This is a genomic window from Hymenobacter frigidus, assembly GCF_014640435.1.
Classification (GTDB): domain Bacteria; phylum Bacteroidota; class Bacteroidia; order Cytophagales; family Hymenobacteraceae; genus Hymenobacter; species Hymenobacter frigidus.
The window spans coordinates 22,714-48,411 of the sequence record NZ_BMGY01000011.1; the positions used below are offsets into that span (position 1 = coordinate 22,714).

Here is a 25,698-nt window from a genome sequence, read left to right on the forward strand (position 1 = left end):
CTACGATTATGTGCGGAATAACCGGAGTATTTGCCTTTACGGAAACAGGTCGTCAATCATTGGCCAACCTGCAAGCATCCACCGATGCTATCATTCGCCGCGGGCCTGACTCGCAGGGCCATTTTGTCTACGACCAGTGCGGGCTGGGCTTCCGGCGGCTGGCTATTCTCGACCTCTCGACCGACGGCAACCAGCCGATGACCGACGCGTCGGGGCGCTATACCATCGTCTTCAACGGCGAGATTTTCAACTACCGCGAGCTGCGCGAGAAGCTGCTCAAGCGCGGCTGTAAATTCCATTCGCAGACTGATACGGAGGTCATTCTCCAGCTCTACATCACCGAGGGCCGCAGCTTTATCAAGAAGCTGAATGGGTTCTTCGCGTTCTCTATTTACGACAAGGAGGAAAACTCGCTGCTCATCGCCCGCGACCGGTTTGGCGTGAAGCCCTTGCTGATTTACCGCGACGAGGACAAGCTGTTTCTGGCTTCGGAAATGAAGTCCATCATGGCCCTGGGCGTGCCGCGCAAGCTCGATTACGTGGCCCTGAGCCAGTACCTGCAGCTCAACTACATTCCCGGCCCCGCCAGCATTTTCAAGGGCGTGAAAAAGATGCTGCCCGGCCATTACCTGTACATTAAGGACGGCAAGGTGGTGGGCAAGGCTTGGTACAAAATCCCCTACGACGCCAAAAAGGTCGCCAAAAATAAGCTCAGCTACGAGCAGCAGCAGCACAAGCTGGTCGACCTGATGGATGGGGCCGTGCAGCGCCGCCTCGTGGCCGACGTGCCGCTCGGCTGCTTCCTCAGCGGGGGCATCGACTCCAGTGTCATCGCCGCGCTGGCCGCCCGCCACACACCCCACCTGAGCACGTTCAGCATCGGCTTCAAGGACGAGCCGTTCTTCGACGAAACCAAGTATGCCAACCTCGTGGCCGCCCGCCACAAGACCAACCACACGGTTTTCTCGTTGACCAATAACGACCTCTACGAGCACATCCACGACATGCTGGACTACCTCGATGAGCCGTTTGCCGACTCCTCGGCCCTGGCCGTGTACATCCTCAGCCAGCGCACCCGCCAGAAAGTGACCGTGGCGCTGAGTGGCGACGGTGCCGACGAAATGTTTGGCGGCTACAACAAGCACATGGGCGAGTTCAAGGTGCGGCAGGGCGGCGTTAAGGCCGAAGCGGTAACGGCGCTGGGCTTCCTCTGGGATGTGTTACCCAAGTCACGCAACGGCTTTATTGGCAACCGTATCCGGCAGCTGCAGCGTTTTTCGCGCGGCATGACGGCCGGCGTGAAAGACCGGTACTGGGACTGGGCCAGCTTCGCCTCGGCTGCCGATGCCCGCAACCTGCTCAGTCCCGCCAGCCGGGCCAAAGTGGGTAAGAAACTAGCCGCCAAGCGCCGCAAAGACATTCTGGAGCACCTGCACGCCGACGGCGACCTCAACGAGGTGTTGCTCACCGACATGACCTTGGTGCTGCCCTACGACATGCTCACGAAGGTGGACCTGATGAGCATGGCCAACTCGCTGGAAGTGCGCACGCCGTTCCTCGATTACAAAGTGGTCGACTTTGCTTTCTCCATTCCCGTCACCAGCAAGGTGGACGCGACCATGAAAAAGCGCATTGTGCAGGACGCCTTTCGCTCCGAGCTGCCCGTGGAGCTCTACGACCGGCCCAAGCACGGCTTCGAAGTGCCCCTGCTCAAGTGGATGCGCGGCGAGCTGCGCTCCTTGATTGAGGACGACCTGCTGCGCGATGACTTCATCGAAGCGCAGGGCATTTTCGATGTCACGGCCATTCGCGCCCTCAAAACCCAGCTGTTTTCGCGCAGCCCCGGCGACGTACACGCCCGCATCTGGGGCCTCATCGTGTTCCAGACCTGGTGGAAGCAGTACATGGCGTAATGATTGGAAAAACAGGGATAAGAAAGGAGGAATCGGGAAGTCTGGCTGGGACTATGCCGCCTGTCGGCTCCTCCTTTTTTAGGCGTCACTTTTCGATTCCAAAGCTGGCTTTACTGGTGGGATTAGCCATTACGGCGGTACGTATCAGCCTGATTGGCAAGGGCACCATGGCGTTTGTGGACGAGCAGCGCTACGTCACCGCCATGCTGGGCCTCCGGGCCCTGGGCGAAGGCCACGTGCTGGAGTTTTTGCGGGCCATTAATTCGATGGGGGCCCGGCCCGGTGACGGCTTGTGGCGCGCCATCCCCGGCTTGGGGCAAGCTGCGTTGCTGCTGACCACCGGGCTCAATCCCAATTCTCCGCCGTCGCTACAAGTACCGCAGTTGTTCAATGTGCTCGTGATGAGCCTGAACATGCTGCTCCTCTACAAGATATACCGGCGGTTTTTCCAGGCAGGTATGGCCTTGCTCGGTATCGTGCTGTATTCAAGTCTGGTAAATACGAACCTCTACCTGCGCCACCTACTGCCCTACGACCACGCGCTATTCTTCTTCCTGCTGGCGCTGTGGTTGCTGCTGCGGCTCACGGCCCGCTCGGCGGGATGGAAATATGGGCTGGTTGGGGCGCTGGCCGCGTTTAGCTACGCCGTATACCCAGGCTATTTCATGGGTCCGGTGGTACTGCTGGCGCTGGGAACAGTGCTGGCTTTGGCCTCCCCAACCGATGGGAGTGAAGCAAAAACCGCAGGACGCTTGGTACCGGTTGGGCTTCAACTGGCAGGCGTGCTTTTGGTATTGGGGGGGCTACAGCTCCTCTCGCTTCTGGCGGATACTTCCTACTGGGCCAGTAGCCGCTACATATCCACCACTATCACCCAAGGCAGTTTCGATGAAGGCCTCAGCTTTATTGGCCGGTATTATTGGCAGGTTGAGGGCTGGATGGGATTTGGGCTGGTGTTGTTGTTTGGGATTGGTTTGCTGCGGTGCCTCGGGGCGGCTGTGCGGCAGCCCGCCTCGTTGTCGCTGGCAGCTCTGCTGAGCATTTCTTTTCTGGCCTGGCTGGGCTATGCCGGGGCCGTGCTGGCGCACAAGCTGGTGTTCTATGGCCGGATTCTGCATTTCTTCGGCCCGTTCATCGTGTTGGGGGCCTTGGTGGCGCTGCACAAGCTAGCCAGTGCCCGGCTGGCCGTAAACACGCTGTTGCTCATCTTCGGCAGTGCCTTGGCACTAGAGCATTTCGGGGCTTTTGCCAGTGCTTACAAAGCCATTGAGTACCCGAGTGATGTAGCCTATGACCACGGCATTCATGACTATAATCAGATTGCCGCCAATGAAATCAGCGTATGCGATAAGAATATCATCTTCAACCGCTTGTTCGGCCCCCGGCTGAGACCAATTCAGGTGATTGTACCACAACCAACCCGCTATCAATTCATCAACTTCGCCTATCTCTATCCCATCAGCTGCTACAAAGCTCCTGGGTTGAAGGCTGGAACCGTAGTCGCTGCAGTGCCATACTTCATGAAATACCCGGCTTACCAGTTCGAAGGCCACAACCAGGCCCAACGCGTTATTCTGCAGAATTATGCAGTTGAATTTCGGATTGTAAAAATGAACTGAAAATAGATAAATTATTGGAAGATTGCGTCATTAAATTGGCAGTATCTTTGCGGCATGCGCTTGTAATCGCCTCCGTACTCGTGCCAACGAGCGCTGAAGGCCTAATTTGCTGCGCTGAATTATTAATCTCTGCGCCCAACGCATCATATGAAAATAGCAGTTATAGGTACCGGTTACGTTGGTTTAGTGACGGGAACGTGTTTTGCCGAAGTGGGCATCGACGTGACCTGCATCGATATCGACCAGAAAAAAATTGATAATCTGCACCAAGGCATATTGCCGATTTACGAGCCGGGCCTGGAAGAAATGGTGACCCGCAACGTGGAAAAAGGGCGTCTGCACTTCTCCACGGACCTGACCGAAGCCATTAAAGACTGCGATGTAGCGTTTATCGCCGTGGGCACCCCGCCCGGCGAAGACGGCTCGGCCGACCTGAAGTACGTGCTGGCCGTAGCCCGCGGCATCGGTGAGCACATGAGCAGCTACGGCGTGATTGTGACCAAAAGCACGGTGCCCGTGGGCACTGCCGCCAAGGTGCGGGCCGAAATCGAAAAAGCTCTGGCCAAGCGCGGTACCGACGCCAGCGCCATCGAGTTTGACGTAGCTTCCAACCCCGAATTTCTCAAGGAAGGCGCGGCCATCGACGACTTCCTTAAGCCCGACCGCATTGTGGTAGGCATCGCCTCTGACCGCGCCGAAGAAGTAATGCGCCGCCTCTATAAGCCTTTCCTGCTCAACGGCCATCCGATTATTTTCATGGATATTCCGTCGGCCGAGATGACCAAGTACGCGGCCAACGCAATGCTGGCCACCAAAATCAGCTTCATGAACGACGTGGCCAACCTATGCGAAATCATGGGGGCCGACGTGAACATGGTGCGCCGGGGCATTGGCTCCGATGCCCGCATCGGGACCAAATTCATCTACCCCGGCATCGGCTACGGCGGCTCCTGTTTCCCGAAAGACGTGAAGGCGCTGATTAAAACCGCCCAGGAAAACGGTTACGACATGCAGGTGCTGCGCGCCGTGGAAGGGGTGAATGAGAACCAGAAATCAGTACTCTTTAACAAGTTGAGCCAGCATTTTGGCGGCGAGCTGCGCGGCCTGAAAATCGCCGTTTGGGGCCTGTCCTTCAAGCCCAAGACCGACGATATGCGGGAAGCTCCTTCGCTGGTCATTATCGAGAAGCTGCTGGCCGCGGGCTGCATCGTGATGGCCTACGACCCCGTGGCCATGCCCGAAGCCCGGCATTCGCTCGGTGACACCATTACTTACGCCAAGGACGAATTCGAAGCCCTCATCGATGCCGACGCGCTGCTAGTGGTGACGGAGTGGCCCGACTTTCGGGCCCCCAACTTTGAAGTAGTGGGACGCCTGATGAAGCAGAAGAATATCTTTGATGGCCGCAACATCTACGATGCCAGTGAGTTGAAAGACATTGGCTTCGTGTACCACTGCATTGGCATCAAGACTGACCACAAGGAGCCGGCTAGAGCTTAACTTTAAAACGTGTGTCATCTTGAGTGTAGCGAAGGACCTTATCACGGCTGCATTTTTTAGGGTAATCATTAATACCAAGTTGCACGGACGTGATAAGGTCCTTCGCTGCGCTCAGGATGACAAGAAAATTTATGTCTGAAGAAAAAAAACGCGTCCTAATCACTGGCGGGGCCGGTTTTCTGGGCTCCCACCTCTGCGACCGGTTCCTGGCCGAGGGCTACCACGTCATCGCCATGGACAACCTGATTACGGGTTCGCTCCAGAACATCGAGCACTTGTTTGGCAAGGAAGATTTTGAGTTTCACCATGCCGACGTGAGTAAGTTCGTGTTCGTGCCCGGCAAGCTCGATTACATCCTGCACTTCGCGTCGCCCGCGTCGCCGATTGATTACCTCAAAATTCCGATTCAAACCCTGAAAGTGGGCTCGCTGGGCACTCACAACCTGCTGGGCTTAGCCCGCGTGAAAGGGGCCCGCATGCTGATAGCCAGCACTTCGGAAGTTTACGGCGACCCCGAAGTTCACCCGCAGGTAGAGGAATATTACGGCAATGTAAACCCCGTCGGCCCCCGCGGCTGCTACGACGAGGCCAAGCGTTTCCAGGAAGCCATCACCATGGCCTACCATAACCATCACGGTCTGGAAACGCGCATCATCCGCATTTTCAATACCTACGGCCCGCGCATGCGCCTCGATGACGGCCGCGTGCTACCGGCCTTTCTCTCGCAGGCCCTGCGCGGCGAGAACCTGACCGTATTCGGCGACGGCTCGCAGACCCGCTCGTTCTGCTACGTCGACGACCTGGTGGAAGGCATCTACCGCTTGCTGCTCAGCGACTACCATATGCCCGTGAACATCGGCAACCCCGATGAAATCACCATTAAGCAGTTCGGTGAGGAAATTGCCCGCCTCACTGGCGTCGAGTTCAAGCCCACGTTCCAGGCCCTGCCCGAAAACGACCCGATGAAACGCAAGCCAGACATCACGAAGGCCAAGGAAATTTTGGGCTGGGAGCCCCGCGTGAACCGCGCCGAAGGATTGCGGCGTACCTTGGAATACTTTAAGGAGCACGTAAAGTAGCCGTTGGCGAGGCACTGGCGGTAGAATGCCGGGTTAGCGTCGTGGTGTTTTAGCAGGGGCTTGCTACCTTCGTGGCGTAGCACTGCCGGAATAACTGCGGGCGGAACCTGACTTAACAAGCGGCAGGCCGGTATAATCCTAGATTCTACCGGCCTGCCGCTTGGTTTGTTTTAGGAAGATACTTAGATATCGGCCATGAAGTCGCCCGTACGACGACTATGATCGAGACTGGCTTCATCTACGGTCCGGCTACGGTGGAGCTACGGCGCAGCCAATTAGCACGCTGCCACGAAGCGGCAGATGCGGGTAAGCTGCTGGGTTATTTGAAAAATGCAAGAAGAGTACTTTCAATATGTACATGTTATCCAGAGGACAACTGGCTCGTAGGAACTCCCTGTTGTCGGGACCTTCGACCTATTTCGCACCTGCATTTGTATTTTAAGCATGGAGAATCCCTTTCTCATCGACTTTCCTAAACTCGGGGCGCCGGAAATCGGCTACATTTCCGTTACGGAGCAGCAGCAGCAGGTTCCCTTTGAGGTGAAGCGGATTTTCTGGACTTACTACACGCCGGAGAGCATTGTGCGGGGCCGCCACGCCCACTATGCTACCGAGCAGGTGTTGATTGCTGCTGCCGGGCGCATCATTGTTACCACCGAGCTGGCCGATGGCACCATCCAGACCTTCCGGCTCGAAGACCCGCATGTGGGTTTGTACGTGCCCCCGCACGCCTGGCACACTATGCAGTACTCGCACTCGGCGGTGCAGCTGGTGCTGGCTTCGATGCCATATGATGAGGCCGATTATATCCGGAGCTACGACGAGTTTAAACGGGTATGGCAGAACAAGTAGCGGACTTGGCTCCGGTCTCGGCCCCAAACCCGGTTCTGGTCGCTGCCCGCGCGGCCGCGCTGGGCTTCTATTCGCCTACTCATTTCTTGCGCGAGTTGCCCGCGGCAACTCAGCAAGCCCAGTACGGCACCGGTGCCGCTGCCCGTTTTGGAAGCAGTGCCGGGGAGCAGGTGCTTGCCATGACAGCTGCCGAGGGTCAATGGCTGCTACAGCATTTGCCCTGGGATACCGAGTTTTTTGGCACGGACACCTACCGGTTATTCACGGGGCTATTTGGGGCCGAAACCAACCCGGCGGCGCTGGCGCTGGCCGCTGGCAGCCTGCGCGCTCAACTGGCCCAGCGGGGGCCGTACTATGCGTTCAGTGTGGTGCCGGCCGAAGACGTAGCCTTGCTGCAAGCGCTTAGCGGCGGGGGCTGGCGGCTGGTGGAAACCCGGCTCAACTTTTACCGGCCTACCGCGGAACCCTTGGCCACGCTACCGGCGGCAGTGCGGCTGGCTCGGTTTGATGAGGCGGCGCACATTGGGCGGGTGTCGGCGTCGGCCCGCAACGACTACGACCGGTTTCATGCCGACCCGTGGTTTGGGGCGGTCCGGGCTGATGCGATGCTGGCTCGTTACGCCGAGGCCACTGTGGCTGGTAGCTACGCCGCCGATGCCGTGCTGGTACCCGATGAACCCGGCCTGCCGGTCGACTCGTTTCTGGCTATTGGCGATTCTCCTGCCGACCCGACGGTGGCCGGTAGCGGGTCGTCGCGGGTGCTGCTCACCGCCGTAGGACCACAAAATCGGGGCTGGCACATCAGGCTAGTGGCTGAAACGGTGCGTCGGGCAGCGGCATTATCGTTGCCCTACGTGCTGATGACTACTCAGGTCACCAATCGGGCGGTGTTCCGTACCTGCGAGAAGCTGGGATTTCGGTTGGGAAGCACGACTCATGTAATGGCCTGCCACAGCCTCTGACTTTTTTGACTGTGCGCCAGATGCATTATTTTAAAATCCGTTGTTAGCCTACATTTATGCCGAAGCTTTCCGTTATCATTCCCTGTTATTTCAACGAGGACAACATTCCTATCACCGTACCGGAGCTCATTGCCAACGAGGCGAATTTTCCGGCTGGGTTGACGTTTGAGTACGTTTTCGTCGACGACGGCTCGCGTGACAACACGTTGCAGGCGCTGCTGCGCGCCCGCGCTCAGTACCCCGACCGGGTGCGGGTGGTGGAGCTGGTGGGCAACGTGGGCTCCTACAACGCCATCGTGGCGGGCATGGCCCATACCACTGGCGACTGCATGGCCGTTATCACCGCCGACATGCAGGACCCGCCCGAGCTGATGGTGCAGATGTACGACTACTGGCTCAAGGGCTTCAAGCTGGTCATCGGCAACCGGCAGGACCGCGAAGAAACCGGGCTGACCAAGAAATTCGCCGAAACGTTTCATTGGCTGATGAAGCACTTGGCGCTGAGCAATATCCCCGACGGCGGGTTCGACTTCGTGTTTTTCGACCGGCAGGTGCGCGACGACGTGGTGCGGATGCAGGAGCGCAACAGCAACGTGTTCTACCTCATGGTGTGGCTGGGCTACGCCTACGTTAATATTCCCTACGTGCGGCGCAAGCGGGAAGTGGGCAAGTCGCGCTGGACGGTGCAGAAGAAAATCAAGCTCTTTATCGACTCGCTGCTCTCGTTCTCCTACTTTCCCATTCGGGCCATCTCAGTGGCCGGCATTGGCCTAGGGACCATCGCGCTGTTGTATGGGCTGTATGTAATAGGGCTGAAGATTTTTGAGCCCCAGGGCCCCGCCGGCTGGACTGCCCTAATGGTCGTGGTCCTGTTCGTGTCCGCGTTTCAGATGATTGCGCTCGGCGTGATTGGGGAATACGTGTGGCGGGGCATGGATGCCGCCCGCAACCGACCGCTGTACGTGGTGAAAAGCCTGTATGGGGCCGACGCGACCCCGGTGGTATCGCGGTAGGAACCCCCTTCAATTCCGTAGCTAAACTCTTCCAACGTGTTGCTATTTGTTAAATTGCTGCTTACCACAATGGTCACGCTGCTGACCGCTTACGGGGTGGGCCATGCCGGGTTGCGCCTGGGGCGGATGGTCCCGGCCGACCGATTTTTTGCCTTATTTCTCTCTTTACTTACGGGCCTCACCATTGGAGTAGTGGGCTATGCGCTCCTGAAAACTCGGGGAGTAACGGTACTGCTGCCCTTGCCTCTGCTGCTGCTGGGCGTGCTGCTGGCCCTGCGCCGGGCGACGGGTCCAGTGGAGAGTGAGCAGAAGATTATTCCAGTGTCGATACTATCCCCACTGGCGTTACTGCTGCCATTGGGCCTGGCAATCTTTGCCGTGCGGTACCTGCTACTCTATGACGTTACGTCGGAGTTTTTGCTTACTCCTTTTCAGGATTATGTGTACTACGGCCGGCTGACCCAGCCTTTGAACGTAGCCGGCATTGAAACCAACGTGTTAGAGGCAGTATACCCGCAGTTTCTGACGGAGAACCCTTACCACTACTTTGAAATCTGGTTGAACGCGCTATTAGTGCGCGTTACGAATCTGCCCGCCGCCTGGTGCCTGTATCTCGGTACTTATTCCGTGCTCATTACCGTGGTCGGAACCGGATTTATAGCTATTCTGGCGCAGTTTCAGCTTGACCGCCGCTGGCTGCCCGTTCTCGGCGCGCTTCTATTGACTGCGACCGGTACCTGCTGGCCGGTAGTGTCGGACATTCCTTTCGTACACAACGGCGGCCTTATGGCGAGTGGGCTGCTCCCGGTGCTGCCCAAGCTGGCCCCCGTGTACCTCTTCGTGCTGTTGGCCATGCTGCTACTATTGCGGCGGCAGTACGTAGCCACCGGCATGGCCATGGCGGCGATGCCCCTCGTCTTTGTTTCCACTACTCCAGTGGTTGGGCTGGGGGCAGCTACACTCGCTCTGGGCTTGTGGCTGAGTCATCAGCTGTCCATTGGCAAGGCGCTGGCCATGGTAGTACCCATCTTGCTGGTGTGCCTGTTCATCGCGGGTTTCTACGGGCTGCAACCCGAGCCCTATCAGTTCCCTGGTACGGGGCGCGGCTTCACGCTGGCTACCATTATCCCGCGCACAGACGAAGTCCGTCTGCTTATCAATATCGGTATCGGAGCCCTGATAGTATTTGGTATCTACTACGGCGGGTACTTAGCCCTGCTACTTGCGCTGGGCGCGCACCGGCTACTTCAGATAGAGCGGCAGCACGTAGTGTTGCTAGGTTGGTTCGGGAGCTGCTTGGTGTGGGCTGCGCTCATGCGCGCTTTCGGCTCTCATTTTCTTGATAGTTTTCAGTTTTTCTCCAATATCATCGTGCCCGCAGCGGCTACGGTAGTAGCCGTGCTGCTAGGTGCAGCCTTGGCCAATGCCCCCCAGCGGCGCTACGTGGTAGCGGCAGCCGGGCTGCTTCTGCTGGCGGGTATCAACGGCTACAAGCTGTTTATTGACCGGCAGGGAATGCTGGAAACCACTCGCTACTCGCCCGCATTCCTGCGACAGGTGGGCCGCGTACTGCCCGGACTTGGCTCGCGGGGAGCCTATATATGGGCCAACGCCGACTACGAAAACGCCTTTATGCTGTCGCCCGATTCCTACACCTGCGGCAACTACGTGTCGAATTTCAAAAACAACTATGCCTTTACCACGCTCTCTCCACTCAACTTGGAGAACCGGAGCACGGACCCCCGATTCCGTCGCGATTCGGTGCAGGCCGAACAGGCGGTGCGCAAGTCCACCTTTTATCGGTTCTATCGATTCGAGCAGATGGCCGGACGGGTGCTGCCCCTGGACAGCGCTAAATACCAGTTTGTGGTGCAGCACGGAATAAGCTTTATCTGCACCTCGCGCCGTGCCCGGCTGCCCACCACCCTCCGGCCTCTGGTGCGGGCTACCTACACCGATGCCTATTCGGGGGAGGCGCTACATGTGCTGCGGGCTCCTGCTAAGGAATCTATCAGCGTCTATCCCATGTCGGCGGAAGCGCCTTAGCTCTTACCTTTGCGGTCTCAAAACTTAGGTCTTCTCTCTTGTATGAACGTTCCTTTTCTCTCCTTCACTCCCCAGCACGCGCCCATTCGGGAGGAAATACTGGCCGCCATTGCCGACGTGTACGATAGGCAGTGGTATGTACTGGGTGACCAGGTGCGGACGTTTGAGGCGGCCTATGCCGAATTCAACCATGTACAACACTGCATTGGGGTCGCCAACGGTCTTGATGCCCTCCATCTGGCCCTAGAAGTTCTGAACGTAGGGCCCGGCGATGAAGTGCTGGTGCCGAGCAACACCTACATTGCCACTTGGCTGGCCATCTCATTCGTAGGAGCTACGCCTGTGCCGGTCGAGCCCAACCCTCATACTTACAACCTAGACCCGGCTCAGATTGAGGCCGCCATCACGTCCCGCACCAAAGGCATCATGCCGGTGCATTTGTATGGGCAGGCCTGCGAAATGGGTCCGATTATGGCCGTGGCCAAAGCCCACGGCCTGTGGGTGGTCGAAGACAATGCCCAGTCGCAGGGCGCTACCTGGCAGGGTGGGGTCACGGGGAGCTTCGGCAACGTGAACGGGACCAGCTACTACCCTGGCAAAAACCTGGGAGCCTTGGGCGATGCCGGAGCCGTAACCACCAACGACGAGGAGCTGGCCGCGCGCATCCGCACGCTGCGTAACTACGGCTCCCAGAAGAAATACTACAACGAAGTCATTGGCCACAACTCTCGCCTCGATGAGTTGCAGGCCGCCGTGCTCAGCGTGAAGCTGCCCAAGCTCATGGCCTGGACCCGGCAGCGCCAGCAAGTCGCCCGCCTCTACGACCAGCGCCTGGCCGGCCTCGGTGACCTCGTTCTGCCGGCTGTGGCCGAAGGCGCTACCCACGTCTACCACCTCTACGTGGTCCGCAGCGCGATGCCTTGCAGCAGCACCTCACCGAAGTCGGCATCGGCACGCTCATTCATTACCCGGTGCCCCCGCATTTGCAACAGGCTTACGCGCACATGGGCATTGCGGCGGGCTCATACCCCATCGCGGAAGAATTGGCCGCTACCAGCCTGAGCCTACCCATGTGGCCCGGAATGACGGAAGAGCATGTTGCGGCTGTAGTAGCTGCGGTTGAGAGTTTTTACTAGAAGCCTTTGCATAATCCGCATTCTTGATGGGGGAGCAAATAGTAGTTTTCTTTTCTCAAAAATCATATAGTTGATATGACCAGCACCTCCTTTATTCGCACTGAATTGCGTCCTGACGGTATTCAGCTCCTGACTATTGACAGAATTGCGCAGTACAATGCCTTGAATATTGAAGCAGTGCAGCAACTCGAATATTTGCTGACTCAAGCTAAGGCCGATGTCAATGTTCGGGGGATAGTGGTTACGGGAGCAGGTAGTAAAGCTTTTGTGGCGGGCGCTGATATCAACGAATTTAAGTTGCTAGCTCCTTCAGAAAGCCGAGACTTTGCTGAGCGTGGCCAGCGGGTCCTGCAACAGCTTGAGGACATGCCCATCCCGGTCGTTGCGGCTATTAATGGATTCGCGCTCGGTGGTGGTTGCGAACTTGCGTTGGCCTGTCATATTCGCATCGCAAGCGAGCAGGCACAGCTAGGATTACCCGAAGTAAAATTAGGTATCATTCCTGGCTACGGTGGTACACAGCGCTTAACGCAATTGGTTGGTAGAGGACGAGCACTAGAGTTGATGCTATCAGGGGGTTCAATAAAAGCCGGTGAAGCATTTCGGATTGGGCTGGTCAACCGCGTGGTTCCTGCCGAACAATTATTAACTGTCAGTTTCGAAATACTTGCTCAAATGATTGCAAACGCTCCTTTCGCTTTGACAAAAGTTCTTGAAGCAGTTTCTGGTGCTTTAGCAGGTGGTATCAATGGCTACGAGATGGAGGCCGCTGCATTTGAGGCATGCTGCCACACCATAGACTTTCAAGAAGGGGTGCAAGCATTTGTAGAAAAGCGCCCGCCTGTTTTTACTGGCATGTAGGTATTACGCAATTTTAAAGTCTGCATAACTTCTTAAATTACCCCAATTCTGTGTGTTGTCTTTCGCCAATGAATTGACGGTGAAGGGTTGGAATATCAATGATTAACTAAAGTCAGCAGAAAGAGGATGCATAATGGTTTTATTCTGAGCAATTCAGGGGTGCACACTATTTGCAAACTTACTCGAAATACTCGTATAGCTAGATTTCGCTGAGCAACACTTGTTTTATAATCCTTTATTGCTCTCAATAACACTAACCATGTCAGTTTCTCGACTTATCGAATTTGCTAAAATTGGCTCATCAGAGCTAGGCTACATCTCGGTTGCTCAAAATAGCACTTTGCCTTTTGAAATAAAGCGAGTTTATTGGACATATTTCACGCCTGATTCCGTTGTTAGAGGTCACCATGCTCATTGGGATTTAGAACAATTAATTTTTGCAACAAACGGCCGCATTGAGTTTGTTTTGGAGGATGTGAGGGGGCAAAAAACTGAATACGTATTGGATTCCCCTAACATAGGCTTATACATTCCAAGATTACATTGGCGCACAATCAAGTTTTCGCATAGTGCAGTACTCATGTGCTTAACTTCTATGGAGTATGATGAGCAAGATTATATCCGGTTATATTCCGAATTCAAAAAATTGACTGCTCATGAAATTTAATAATCGTAATGTTCATTTGGGCTCCAACGTCCACATTGGAAAGAATGTTAGAATCGGTGATAACACAACTATCTACGATAACGTAATAGTTGGTGACAATTCTATTATCGCCAATGATTGTGTAATAGGCGAGCCGCAACATGCCTACTATTCTCAAGAGGATTACACAAATCCAGAGACTGTTATAGGGGCTGATTCATTTATTCGTAGCCATGCTATCATATATGCGGGCTGCACCTTTGGAAAAGGGTTGAATACTGGTCACCGTATCACGGTTCGTGAAGGAGCAGTTTTTGGTACAAACTGCTTGATTAGTACTTTAGTCGATATTCAGGGAAACGCGACGTTCGGCAATTATTGCCGTTTGTACAGTAACGTGCACATTTGCGAGTTTTCTAAGCTGGGAAACCACGTTTTTGTATATCCTTACACCATTTTCACAAATGATTCTCGCCCACCATCCAATAATTACGTTGGTCCGACGGTGGGAGATTACACGATAATAGCAGTGCATTCAGTGCTGCTTCCCGGCGTAAATATTGGCAGTAATTGCTTAATTGGTGCCAATTCAGTAGTGAGCCGGGATGTGCCTGGTTTTAGTTTTGCTGTAGGAAGCCCAGCTAAAGTCACTCGTGATATTCGTGAGATAGGTTCGAAGGAAAAAGAAGGAAGTCAATACCCTTGGATGTATAATTTCGAGCGGGGAATGCCATGGCAGGGAGTTGGTTTTGATGCGTGGAGCAAACAACAGATAAATTCTAATGCATCATAGTCTTTTTCTTTGAATGAGTAATATTCATCCGTCGGCATTAGTGGAAACCAATACCATAGGTTTTGGTACCACTATCTGGGCATTTGTGCATATTCTACCTGATGTTTTTATTGGTGATAATTGCAACATTTGCGACCATTGCTTTATCGAGGGCGGAGTATCAATTGGAAATAACGTTACCTTAAAGAGCGGCATTTACCTCTGGAAGGGAGTAACTCTTGAGGACAATGTTTTTTTGGGACCTAACGTTGTATTTACCAATGATTTGCGTCCGCGTAGCAAGCAATATGATGTTGAAATGATTCAAACGGTGGTTGCGCATGGAGCATCAATCGGAGCTAATTCTACTATACTGGCAGGGATTCGCATAGGGCGCTTTGCCATGACAGGCATTGGAGCAGTTGTAACTCGTTCTGTACCCGACCATGCTTTAGTATATGGTAACCCTGCGCGGCAGAAGGGATGGGTAGATACAAAAGGGCAGAGACTAGCAGCCGATGAATTTAAGCCAGGCCATTGGCATTCTTCAGGAGGAGATATTTACGTAGAAACCCCTGCCGGATTGCAACTGAAATAGGTATTTCTTTGCTACCTGGAGAATTTTAAATTAGTAATGGCTTTGCTCACTCTTAAACATATGCCCAAACTACCCCTTGTAACTGTGGGAGTTGCGTCGTTCAATAACGCCCAATATATTGTGGAAACATTAGATAGCATATACGCTTTAGATTATGCCGCCATTGAACTTATTATTGTAGATGATGCCTCCTCTGATGATTCTGTAGCCGTTATCGAAGATTGGCTCTCTAGGCGTTATGACTATAATGGTCGACTCATTGCCCATGCTACCAATCAAGGAGTATGTCGAGTCTGCAACAGGTTCGTCGAAGAATCACGAGGTAAGTATGTTTGTTTTATTGGTTCAGATGATATTTATCTGCCACACAAGCTAGCCGTACAGGTAGCAATCATGGAAGCGGCTGCGCCTGAAGTGGGAGTTGTGTTCAGCGACATTAGCAGGATGAACTCAGATGGTCAGGTAACGCTGCCTCATTTATATAGTGGCGGCGAAGCGGTACCATACGAAGGTTGGGTATGGCTGGACTTATTACGTCTGAACTATGTACAAGCAATGGGAACGTTGATGCGTCGGAGTTGCTTCGACATGGTAGGTGCTTACGATGAGTCACTTAGTTTTGAAGATTGGGATATGTGGCTACGCATAGCTCAGCAATTCCAATTTATTTACCATTCTGAAGTAACTGCCATTTATCGTGTGCATGGGGGTTCGGCTACGTTTCAGCGACGTGCTCAGATGGCTGAATCTTGTCTCAGATTGCTGCAAAAACAAATAGGGTTAAGCGCGGATGGGGATGTAATTATTACTCAACATATCGCCCATTATGCTGAAGTGCTTTACTTGTTAGACCATCCGGACAGCGTAAAATGGCTGACCCGTCGCTGGCAGGTCCGGTACGACACGCGCAGTTTGGCTCTGCTCGTGCTGGCACGGATGGGAATACCGGCCCGGCGCATGTCGCAAGTATCTGGAGCTATCAAGCGGCTAATTGGTAGGAGCACGCCTTCAGTTTGAACAATAGCCAAATATGTGTTCAGGGTCGCTAGTCAGAAGTGCTTGACTTTTGATTTGGTGTTTCTTTCATACCCAAGACATTCCGACTCTTTTATTACGCAATAATTTACATGCCTACAATTAGAGGAGTCCGCTATCGATTATCGAATGCCCTGCACGCCGCAGCCAAAAAACTGTTTATGCCCCCCGGCGGCGGCTCTATTCGGGACATTGGTCAAGGGCAAATCGGTTCCCAGTCGAAACGTGCGCTCATCGTGTACGTGCTGCACGTTATTCCTTATTACGTGGCTGGCAAACTTGATAGCGCGCCCATGCTCAACGAGCACTCTATGTATTGGGAAACCGTGGAGATGGTACGTCAGCTGAACGAGCGGGGCTACATCGTCGATTTCTACGACGTGCATTGTCCGGAGGCTATAGCCTGGGAGCGGTACGAGGTAGCCTTCGTGCAGAGCGACCGGCTGGCCGAATGCCCCGCGACGGCAAAGGTAAAAAAGGTGTTCTATTGCACCGAGAATTACTGGGCCTTTCAGAACCTAGCTGAAATGACCCGCTTGCGCGACTTTCATCGGCGCACCGGCATCTGGGTGCGGCCCGAGCGGCAGACGCGCATTAGCTTTTCCGACGAGTACGCCGACTATATTACCTCGTTTGGGACGCCGTTTCAGCGCGAGCTCTACCATCCCCGGCCCGAACGCCACCAGCTCAATATTTCGGTGGCCCAGCAGCCCGAACATGTGGTCAAGGACATTGCCGCTGCCCGCGCCAGCTTCGTGTGGCTGGGCAGCGGCGGAGCGATTCTAAAAGGCCTGGACCTGGCCGTGGAAGCCTTCGCCGGGCTGCCGGAAGCCACCCTCTACATTGCCGGCAACATTGAGCGCGAGGAGCGGCTGTGGCAGTGGCTGAAGCCGCAGCTGGCTCGGTACCCCAACCTGCGCTACTTGGGCTGGGTCGATGTGACTTCCCCGGCCTTTGCCAAGGTAGCTAATGGTAGCATCGGGCAAGTGTACCCCAGCGCTTCTGAAGGCGGCGCGGGGGCCGTCGTTCAACTCCTGCATTTCGGATTGATTCCCATCGTGACACAAACTGCGGCAGCTTGCTCGGCTCACTTGGGCTTCGAGATAGACTCTCAGGAGCCGGAAATCATTATTGCCGATATCCAGCGCCATGTGCGCACCCTCTTGGCCTTGCATGATGCCGACCTGCGCCAACGCTCCGACGCGGCCCGCGAATTTGCCGTGCAAAATCACACCCGGCCCGCCTACGCGGCCAGCTTTGGGGCCTTACTCGACCGCATGGAGTTATAGCCCCCAGGCTACGTAGTAAAATCGTACCTTTACGTAGCCAATGCCACGCCGCTTCCGGTACCACTGAAGGCCGGCCGCTTTTCTTTTTGTTGCCCATTACTATGTCCAAAACGCACGTCGTTATCACGTCCATCTTCGCGCCCACCGAGGCCGTTGCCAAAATCGCTGCCATGTCCGACTACCAACTGGTGGTAGCGGGCGACAAAAAATCGCCGGCCAGCTGGCAGGTCGATGGGGTAGAGTACCTGTCGGTTGCCGACCAAGAAGCCCAGGGATTCAGTCTGAGTACCAAGCTCCCTTTCAACCATTACGGGCGCAAGATGATGGGCTACTTGCACGCCATTCAGGCCGGGGCCAGCGTAATCGTGGATACCGACGACGACAATATTCCGTACGATGGCTGGGTATTCCCGGCTTTTGAAGGGACGTTCGCGGCTTCCCCAGTCAATAAAGGCTTTGTCAATATCTACAAGAATTTTACCAGCCACCATATCTGGCCCCGCGGCTATCCACTCGACCTGATTCTGGACGACACCCACAACCTGAAGAAAGCCGACCTGACCGAGACGACGGCCAAAATAGGCATGTGGCAGGGCCTGGCCGACTCCGACCCGGACGTGGATGCCATTTACCGGCTGATTGACAACACGGAGGTATTCTTCGACAAGCGCAGCCCCATTGTGCTGGCCGAAGGCACGCTTTGCCCCTTCAACTCGCAGAATACGGCCGTGCGCCAGGAGCTTTTCCCGTTGCTCTACCTGCCGGCTTTCGTAACATTCCGATTCACCGACATTCTGCGCGGCCTCGTGGCCCAGCCCATTATGTGGGCGCACGGCTACCGCCTGGGCTTCACCGAGGCCACGGTGCTTCAGGTGCGCAACCCCCACGACTACATGAAGGATTTCGAGTCGGAAATCCCCTGCTACCTGCACCCCAACCACGTTATTGCCGCTGTAACCCGCGCCATCGACAAAGGCAATACTGTGAGCGAAAATCTGCGCCGGGCCTATGCCGAGCTGGCCAAGGAGAACATCGTGACAGCCCAGGAAATTGAATTGCTGGACCTGTGGCTGGCCGACGTGGCGGCCCTGACCAAATAAGCGGCCCCATGCAGGAATTTCCTTCTGTTTCGGTGGTCATTCCGTCCTGGAATCAGGGCCGGTTCATTGACCGCACGCTGCTTAGCATTCTCAAACAGGATTACCCCGGCCCGATTGAGATTATCGTCTCGGACGGGGGCTCGACCGATGAGACGGTAGACGTGCTGAAGAAGTACGGCGACCGTCTCATCTGGTGGTCGGCCAAGGACGAGGGCTTCGTTGATGCCGTAACCAAGGGCGTAGTCCGGGCTACTGGCGAGATTCTGGCCATCCAAAGCTCCGACGACTACTACTTGCCCGGCGCTTTTCGTAAGATGGCGGCCGCGTTTCAGCAGTATCCCGAAGCCAGCTTCATTTCTGGGGGCGAGTATGCGATTAACCTCCAGGGTAACATCATTAGCAGCAGCGCTCCGACCGGGGCTATTACGCCGCGCACCATTCTGTTTCAAACGGTGCCGCCTCAGCACGCCACGTTTGTTAAGCGCCGGTTCTTTGAAGAAACCGGCGGCATGCGGCGGGAAGTGGATATGTGCGCCGACATCGACCAGTGGTACCGGGTAGCCCACCTGGCTGCCGGGCACTACATTCCCGACATGCTGGCCGTGTACCAGCTGCACCCCGACCAGCGCACGGCCACCAGCGACAAGTGGTTTCCGAACCTGGTGAAGATGGTAGAGCTCTGCGAGCAGGAGCCGCGCTACGGGCAGCTGTTTCACCTCACCGACGAGGAGCGGCGCAACCTCTACACCTATTGGGAGATTAATTGGACAGGCAAGCGTGACATGAGCGCCGCCCGGCCCATTGCCTTCCGCAAGTTGTCCGGTCTACTGGGGTACAGTGCCCGCACCCGCCGCATGATTCTGGGGGCTAGCATCAATCCGCTGGTGAAGAAACTGATGCCCCAAAGCCTGCTGAAAACTCTGAAACCAGTCCCCGCCGCCGCGGCTCAGGCCCCAGCCGTGGACCTGGACTGGTGGAAGACAGCTTAACTGTTAACTGATGTTACGCAGTCGTTGGGCATCTTAGCCCGTTTAGCAGCTTATGATGACTTGCACGCTGGACCTGTACACGGATTATTTGCTGAGTTCGACGGGTCCGACCACGGCCACGGGCTTATCGCGGCTGCTGGACGGGGCGTTGAGCCACGACCACATCACGCGCTGGCTGAGTCAGGGAACCTACGGCCCGGCCGAGGTCTGGCGGCAGGCCAAGCCCCTGATTCGGCAGGCAGAAGCCCGGCGGCCGACCGAAGAGTTTGCCGTGCTCATCGTCGACGATTCGGTGCTGGAAAAGGCGCACACCGACGCCAACGAGCTGATTTGCACGCACTGGGACCACAGCCAGCAGCGGTACGTCAAGGGCCTGAACTTCGTCACCTTGCTCTACCAGGCCGGGGAGTTGGCCCTGCCCATCGCCGTCGAGCTGGTGCGTAAAACGGTGCCCGTCTACCAGCCCAAGACCCAGAAAACCAGCTACCAGAGCCCGTTTACCAAGAATGAGTACCTGCAGCAGATGCTGCGCGTAGCCCAGCAACAGGTGGCCTACCGCTACTTGCTGGCCGACAGCTGGTATGCCTCGGCCGAGAACATGACCCTGGTGCGGGCCCTGGGCCACCACTTTCTTTTTGCCCTCGAAAGCAGCCGCACCGTGGCCCTGAGCGAAGCCGACCGTGCGCAAGGCCGGTTCCAGTCCGTGCAGTCGCTGGTGTTTCCCGATACGCAACCCTTGCGCGTCTATTTGCGGGCCGTTCAAGAGGCGGTGCTCGTGAGTAAACAAGTCTTTACAAACCAGGACGGGAGCCAGGGTATTTTGTATCTGGTCAGCAGCGACACCGACCTGGACCAGGCCCAACTGACCACGATTTACCAGAGACGGTGGAAAGTGGAAGAATACCACAAGTCGCTCAAACAGAATGCCTCGATGGCAAAATCACCCACCAAAACCCTGGCCACGCAAGCCACGCACTTCTTCGCCGCCGTGCTGGCCTACACCAAACTGGAGGTGCTCAAGCTCAAATGCGGCATCGGGCATTTTCGCCTCAAAGCCCAACTCTATACCGTCGGCCTGAAAGCCATGTACCATCAACTCACCCTACTCCGTGCGTAACATCAGCTGTTAAGACCAAGGGAACATATTCAGTCTCAGACTGCTTTAGAAAAAAATTAAGCATCAATAGCTTTGTATAAATGTATTAAATAATGGAAAAAAGTGCTAAAATCTACGTAGCCGGCCACCGTGGAATGGTTGGCTCAGCCATGATGCGCCGCCTGAAAAAAGCAGGTTACAATAATTTGGTAACGCGTACCTCAGCTGAGCTGGACCTGCGGAATCAGGCAGCCGTGACAGACTTCTTCGCGGAAGAGCGTCCTGAATACGTGGTGCTGGCTGCTGCCAAAGTAGGGGGCATCAATGCCAATAATACCTACCGGGCAGAGTTTTTATTCGACAACTTGATGATGGAGGCTAATGTCATTCATCAGAGCTACGTGCAGGGGGTGAAAAAGCTGCTGCTGCTGGGCTCGTCGTGCATCTACCCCAAGCTGGCTCCGCAGCCACTGCAGGAAAATGCCTTGCTGACCGGCCCTCTTGAATACACCAATGAGCCCTACGCCATTGCCAAAATCGCGGGTATTAAATTGTGTGAGACCTATCGTGCACAGTACGGTTGCGATTTTATCTCGGCGATGCCCACTAACCTTTATGGGCCAAATGATAATTACGACCTGCAAAACTCTCACGTATTGCCCGCCCTTATTCGTAAGTTTCACGAAGCCCGGGAAGCCGACTTGCCCGAGGTAGAGGTGTGGGGCTCGGGCAATCCGCGCCGGGAGTTTTTGCACGTCGACGACCTAGCCGATGCCTGCTTCTACTTGTTAGAGCATTACAGCAGCCCCGAGCCCGTGAACGTGGGTACCGGCGAAGACTTGAGTATTCGAGAACTGGCTGATTTGGTGGCGCGCACTGTAGGGTATACCGGGGCTTTACGCTTTGATGCCACTATGCCCGATGGTACCCCGCGCAAGCTCATGAACGTGGATAAGCTGGCCGAGTTGGGTTGGCGTTACCAGATTGGGCTGCCAGAAGGGTTGCGAGCTGTGTACAAGGAGTATGCTGAGCAGCCCGAAGCGGCGGTGATGCGGTAACTGTCAAGCCTGGCAGGCAGTTAGCCAGCACGACGCTTTGGGGGCCTGAAAAATAATTTCTTTGCTGTGGGTTGTAGAAGCCGACGGAACGGTACTGGAAGTTATATTTCAGTACAGGTTCTGTGGGCTTTTACAGCTTATAGAATGAAGCTATCCACTCAAATGTCAGCGGAGCTAATGGGAGACGCAAAAATGCGTATTTACACCGTTCTCGCAATATAATTCGTGATGAGTACAAAAGCACACACGCTAAGTCCTCGTAATATGATATGGCTTGTATTAATAAAAAAAACAAGTATATTTATCACTATTAATAAATAAATAAGCGTTTCCACTTGAATAGTTTATCTTTGTAGCCGCGTTCTCCGTACTCTGATGGCCCATAGTTCAACCGCGCCGCTCGCGCCATTTGTGAATCTTTCACCAGGCGGCACCATTTCTCTGTTTGCCACTTTCGTGCATCCTATGGCCCTGCAGCGCGTTGGCGATGTGCTGGCCAGTACCTTTCTTAGCGAAGGAAAGCTGGTTCGGGAATTTGAAGCCTGCTTGAGCACTGATTTGGGCCTGTTGCACCCGGCGGCACTCAACAGTGGTACCAGCGCACTGCATCTGGCCCTGGAGGTTGCCGGGATTGGAAGGGGTGACGAGGTCATTCTGGCTCCGCAAACGTTTATCGCCTCGGCCCTGACTGTGGTGCAGACCGGCGCCACTCCCGTTTTTGCCGACATACAGTACGAAACCGGCAATATCGACCCCACCAATATCGAGCACCGCATCACGGCGCGTACAAAGGCCATTATGGCGGTACACTGGGGGGGCTACCCTTGCGACCTGGCCGAAATACAGGCCATTGCCGACCGGTATGGGCTGGTGGTAATTGAGGATGCCGCCCATGCGCCGGGCGCAACCTATCAGGGCCGCGCCATTGGCTCGATTTCCGATTATACCTGCTTTTCGTTTCAGGCTATCAAGCACCTCACTACCGGTGATGGCGGCGCGCTGTGCGCCCGCGACCCGGAGAAGGCCTACGAGGTATTCCGCCGACGTTGGTTTGGTATTGACCGGGCTAGCTCGCCGGTATCGGAGCTGGGAGAGCGAGAGTATGACCTGACCGATATAGGCTACAAGTACCACCTCTCAGACTTTGCCGCGGCACTCGGGCTGGCCAATCTGGAGGGCTTTGGCGAGCGGATGCTGCGGCGTAGGGCCCTGGTGCGCCGGTATCAGGATGGATTACAAAACGTGACCGGGCTGACGCACTTCGTGCATCAGCCCGACCGTGAAAGCGCGCACTGGCTGTTTGGATTTCACGTGGCGGACCGGCTGCAGTTTGTCCGGCGGCTCAAAGCCAGCGGAATTGCCAGTTCGGTGGTGCATGACGGTATTGACCACAATAGCTTATTCGGTGGTAAGCGTTCGGAACTGACGCAGCAGCGCCGATTCGACCAGACCCAGATTCATATCCCCATGCATGATGAACTGACCAGCGAGCAGGTGGATTACATTATACACACAATTCGACAGGGATGGTAAACTCAGCCATGCAAGTTGTGTTATTCGGGGCCTCAGGCTTTGCTGGCCATAACGTGGCCGATGCGCTGCGCCAATATGGCGTGGCATTCGTGGGCGCGTCGCTCAGTACGGGTGTCGATTTGCGAGACCCGGCCGGAACCGCCGCGTTTCTGGCACGGCACCGGCCCACGCATATCATCAATTGTGCCGCCCACGTGGGCAGCCTCAACTACGTGACCGACCAAGCCGCTACCGTGATAGTCGACAATGCGCGCATGATAATGGGCATGTATGAGGCTGTCGCGGAGGTCTGTCCCGAAGCATTGGTCATCAATCCTATTGCCAACTGCGCCTACCCGGCTGCGTCCGATATCTTTCAGGAGGACGAGTGGCTGAATGGTCATCTGCATCGCTCGGTGCTGAGCTACGGGGCCAGCCGCCGCTTACTATGGGCCGTGGCCGAGTGCTTCCAAATTCAGTACGGGGTACGGAGCATTCACCTGCTCACGCCCAATATGTACGGTCCTTACGACTCCACCGACCCCGACAAAGCGCATGCGTTGAATGCGCTGATTTCTAAATTCGTGAAAGCTCGGAATACTGGTCAGGCTGAATTGGATATCTGGGGAACCGGGGCGGCGATTCGCGAGTGGCTGTTCGCCCCCGACTTTGCGCGGCTGGTGTGGGAAGTGCTGCAACATCCTGACCGGGTGGGGCTGGAAGAACCAACCAACCTGGCCCAGCACGAAGGCATCAGCGTAAAGGAACTAGTGGCAGTCATTCAAGCCATCTTCAATTACCAGGGCAAGCTCGTTTGGGATTCTACGAAGACTGATGGAGCCCCTAAAAAAGTGATGAGCGATGTAAAGTTTCGTCAGGTATTCCCTGATTTCGAGTTTACGCCTTTTACACAAGGAATCGCGACTACAATTGCTTACTACGAATCAGTTTATCCGTATTAAGTAATGGCTACCGCCCACCTGTTGCATTCGCCGGCCTATGATACCACCAAGCTGCTGAGCTGCGGTGAGGATGTATTCATCAGCGCCAACGTGGAAATCCGGCGGCCCCGTCTCATGCGGGTGGGCAGCCACGTCGCCATTGATTCGGGCCTCTACCTGACTACTGCTGCCGAAATCGGCGATTATACCCACCTGGGCCCTTATCTGACCATCATCGGTGGGGCAGAGAGTGTTTTTGTTATGGAGGATTTTGTAACCATCGGAGCGGGGAGTCGGCTAGTCTGCGGCTCTGACCGTTTCCTGGGCGATGGCTTCACCAGCATCACCGTGCCCGAGGAATTTCGGGATACCGTGGATATTGGTGTTATTCGCTGTGCCCGCTTCGCGGGCATTGGGACCAATGTGGTAATTATGCCCAATGTGACGATTGGAGAAGGCAGCGTGGTGGGAGCCTGCTCGCTGGTGACAAAGGACACCGAGCCCTGGACTATCTACGTGGGCGTACCAGCCCGGCCGGTAAAGGTTCGGCCGCGTGAAAAGATGCTGGAATATGCCAGGCAAATGGGCTACTAGGCTGGTTTTTCGCGTATCATCAATTAAGTTACTTCACCCGCCGCAATTTATTTATGCCCGACTACGCACTCTCTTACGTCCTCACTACTTACAACAAGCTGCCTTACTTGAAGCAGGTGGTGGAGCGGTTGATAGCGGCCCGGCAGTCCGACGAGGAAATTGTAGTGGCTGACGGGGGAAGCAAGGATGGAACGCCGGAATATTTGCAAGGTTTATTTGATGCTGGTCTGATTCAGCAATTTGTATCGGAGCGCGACCGAGGTGAGGCCCACGGCTTTAACAAGGCGATGCTACGGGCCAAGGGCGAAGTATTGAAGCTAGTGACCGACGACGATGCTTTTTGTTATCCGGCCATCCAGGAGGCTAAGGCATTTATGCTGGCCAATCCGGAAGTAGACGTGTTGGCGGGTAATACCGGGCTGATACACATTGAGCATCTGGATTCTGCCATGCTTTACGACGACGTAGCCGAGAACTACCGCCGCTGGCTTTTGCACCAGGAAGTTGTCTGGATGATTGGGCTACCGCTCATTATCCGGCGCAGCTCGCTGGCCATTACGGGATTGTTTCACACCGGCGTTGTGCAGGTTGATACAGAATTCACCTATCGTATCACCAGCCTGAACGTGAGCTTAGCCTGGAGCACAGCTATGCTTAGCGTACGGATTGAAAATCCGCAGAGTAACTTTCGGGTTATGAACCAAGGCAAAGGGGCCGATACCAGCTCCCGGGAGGCTGACCGAATGCGCTATTATTACGATAAGCGCTTTGGCAATGACCTGGGCAGCCTACTGCGGCAGCGTGTGCCATACATTGAGTGGTTGAAAAAACCTTTACGGCCACTTAAACGAGTGCTTTTTGCGATACTAAAACGTCCTGACTACCAGAGTAATGCTACGATGCCTACTGGATACTCGTCCAACTCCGCGCCCCTTAGTGCCAATGCTCAGCTGGCCGCAGCTTTTGTGGTGGCCGACAAATTTATGGCTGAGTATAACCGTGTACATCCTACCGAATTTCTTTTCAAAAATAATCAATTGACCAAGGCAATGGGCTAGGCTTAGGCTGATGCCCGTCCGCACTTTAC

The 25,698-nt window shown here is 55.2% G+C and carries 22 protein-coding genes and 1 pseudogene; all 23 read left to right on the forward strand.

The genetic code is table 11. From position 1 onward, the window contains the following. The first annotated feature begins 8 nt into the window (after positions 1-8). The 23 genes and pseudogenes from asnB (at position 9) to IEW17_RS07905 (ending at position 25,669) form a co-directional block, all read left to right on the forward strand. Positions 9-1,913 carry an asparagine synthase (glutamine-hydrolyzing) gene (gene asnB / locus IEW17_RS07795; protein ID WP_188561474.1) on the forward strand — a complete coding sequence of 635 codons (1,905 nt, stop codon included), beginning with the start codon at positions 9-11 and terminating at the stop codon, positions 1,911-1,913. A gap of 116 nt (positions 1,914-2,029) precedes the next feature. Next, entirely contained in the window at positions 2,030-3,532 is a 1,503-nt protein-coding gene (locus IEW17_RS07800; RefSeq protein WP_188561475.1) for a glycosyltransferase family 39 protein, read from the forward strand. A 147-nt stretch (positions 3,533-3,679) separates the two neighbouring features. After that, the gene (locus IEW17_RS07805; protein WP_188561476.1) at positions 3,680-5,032 is read left to right on the forward strand and encodes a UDP-glucose dehydrogenase family protein; all 1,353 of its coding nucleotides are present in this window, start codon (positions 3,680-3,682) and stop codon (positions 5,030-5,032) included. A 131-nt stretch (positions 5,033-5,163) separates the two neighbouring features. Next, positions 5,164-6,111 carry a UDP-glucuronic acid decarboxylase family protein gene (locus tag IEW17_RS07810; RefSeq protein ID WP_188561477.1) on the forward strand — a complete coding sequence of 316 codons (948 nt, stop codon included), beginning with the start codon at positions 5,164-5,166 and terminating at the stop codon, positions 6,109-6,111. Between the two features lie 444 nt (positions 6,112-6,555). Further along, positions 6,556-6,963: a sugar 3,4-ketoisomerase gene (locus IEW17_RS07815; protein ID WP_188561478.1), complete on the forward strand. Its 408-nt coding sequence runs from the start codon at positions 6,556-6,558 to the stop codon at positions 6,961-6,963. Continuing rightward, on the forward strand, positions 6,948-7,925 hold the full coding sequence (locus IEW17_RS07820; RefSeq protein WP_188561479.1) for a GNAT family protein: 978 nt from the start codon (positions 6,948-6,950) through the stop codon (positions 7,923-7,925). The genes IEW17_RS07815 and IEW17_RS07820 overlap by 16 nt, the downstream gene beginning before the upstream one ends. Positions 7,926-7,981: 56 nt before the next feature. Continuing rightward, on the forward strand, positions 7,982-8,938 hold the full coding sequence (locus IEW17_RS07825) for a glycosyltransferase family 2 protein (RefSeq protein ID WP_188561480.1): 957 nt from the start codon (positions 7,982-7,984) through the stop codon (positions 8,936-8,938). A gap of 69 nt (positions 8,939-9,007) precedes the next feature. Next, positions 9,008-10,984: a hypothetical protein gene (locus tag IEW17_RS07830; RefSeq protein ID WP_229748874.1), complete on the forward strand. Its 1,977-nt coding sequence runs from the start codon at positions 9,008-9,010 to the stop codon at positions 10,982-10,984. Positions 10,985-11,026: 42 nt separating this feature from the next. Beyond that, positions 11,027-12,120, forward strand: a pseudogene (locus IEW17_RS07835) (DegT/DnrJ/EryC1/StrS family aminotransferase). Positions 12,121-12,195: 75 nt separating this feature from the next. Further along, a complete protein-coding gene (locus tag IEW17_RS07840; RefSeq protein WP_188561482.1) occupies positions 12,196-12,981 on the forward strand; it encodes an enoyl-CoA hydratase/isomerase family protein in 786 nt (261 codons plus the stop codon). A gap of 259 nt (positions 12,982-13,240) precedes the next feature. Further along, positions 13,241-13,648, forward strand: coding sequence for a sugar 3,4-ketoisomerase (locus IEW17_RS07845; protein ID WP_188561483.1), 408 nt, complete (start codon positions 13,241-13,243; stop codon positions 13,646-13,648). Further along, positions 13,638-14,420, forward strand: coding sequence for an acyltransferase (locus IEW17_RS07850; protein ID WP_188561484.1), 783 nt, complete (start codon positions 13,638-13,640; stop codon positions 14,418-14,420). Before IEW17_RS07845 ends, IEW17_RS07850 begins: the two co-directional genes overlap by 11 nt. Before the next feature lie 13 nt (positions 14,421-14,433). Continuing rightward, positions 14,434-14,997, forward strand: coding sequence for an acyltransferase (locus IEW17_RS07855; RefSeq protein ID WP_188561485.1), 564 nt, complete (start codon positions 14,434-14,436; stop codon positions 14,995-14,997). Positions 14,998-15,057: 60 nt separating this feature from the next. Then, positions 15,058-16,014: a glycosyltransferase gene (locus tag IEW17_RS07860; RefSeq protein ID WP_229748875.1), complete on the forward strand. Its 957-nt coding sequence runs from the start codon at positions 15,058-15,060 to the stop codon at positions 16,012-16,014. Positions 16,015-16,124: 110 nt separating this feature from the next. Beyond that, positions 16,125-17,321, forward strand: coding sequence for a glycosyltransferase family protein (locus IEW17_RS07865; protein WP_188561487.1), 1,197 nt, complete (start codon positions 16,125-16,127; stop codon positions 17,319-17,321). Positions 17,322-17,422: 101 nt separating this feature from the next. After that, positions 17,423-18,421 (forward strand): STELLO glycosyltransferase family protein, encoded by a 999-nt coding sequence (locus IEW17_RS07870; RefSeq protein ID WP_188561488.1) that lies wholly within the window; start codon positions 17,423-17,425, stop codon positions 18,419-18,421. Between the two features lie 8 nt (positions 18,422-18,429). Beyond that, the gene (locus IEW17_RS07875) at positions 18,430-19,410 is read left to right on the forward strand and encodes a glycosyltransferase family 2 protein (protein ID WP_188561489.1); all 981 of its coding nucleotides are present in this window, start codon (positions 18,430-18,432) and stop codon (positions 19,408-19,410) included. 52 nt (positions 19,411-19,462) lie between these two features. Further along, entirely contained in the window at positions 19,463-20,527 is a 1,065-nt protein-coding gene (locus tag IEW17_RS07880; RefSeq protein ID WP_188561490.1) for an IS701 family transposase, read from the forward strand. A gap of 92 nt (positions 20,528-20,619) precedes the next feature. Beyond that, positions 20,620-21,564 (forward strand): GDP-L-fucose synthase, encoded by a 945-nt coding sequence (fcl, locus tag IEW17_RS07885; protein WP_188561491.1) that lies wholly within the window; start codon positions 20,620-20,622, stop codon positions 21,562-21,564. 411 nt (positions 21,565-21,975) lie between these two features. After that, on the forward strand, positions 21,976-23,097 hold the full coding sequence (locus IEW17_RS07890) for a DegT/DnrJ/EryC1/StrS family aminotransferase (RefSeq protein WP_188561492.1): 1,122 nt from the start codon (positions 21,976-21,978) through the stop codon (positions 23,095-23,097). Positions 23,098-23,105: 8 nt separating this feature from the next. Continuing rightward, a complete protein-coding gene (locus tag IEW17_RS07895) occupies positions 23,106-24,038 on the forward strand; it encodes an NAD-dependent epimerase/dehydratase family protein (protein ID WP_188561493.1) in 933 nt (310 codons plus the stop codon). Between the two features lie 3 nt (positions 24,039-24,041). Beyond that, positions 24,042-24,611, forward strand: a complete 570-nt coding sequence (locus IEW17_RS07900; protein ID WP_188561494.1) for an acyltransferase — start codon at positions 24,042-24,044, stop codon at positions 24,609-24,611. A gap of 53 nt (positions 24,612-24,664) precedes the next feature. Then, complete coding sequence (locus IEW17_RS07905) at positions 24,665-25,669, forward strand: glycosyltransferase family A protein (protein WP_188561495.1); 1,005 nt, start codon at positions 24,665-24,667, stop codon at positions 25,667-25,669. Positions 25,670-25,698 lie beyond the last annotated feature (29 nt).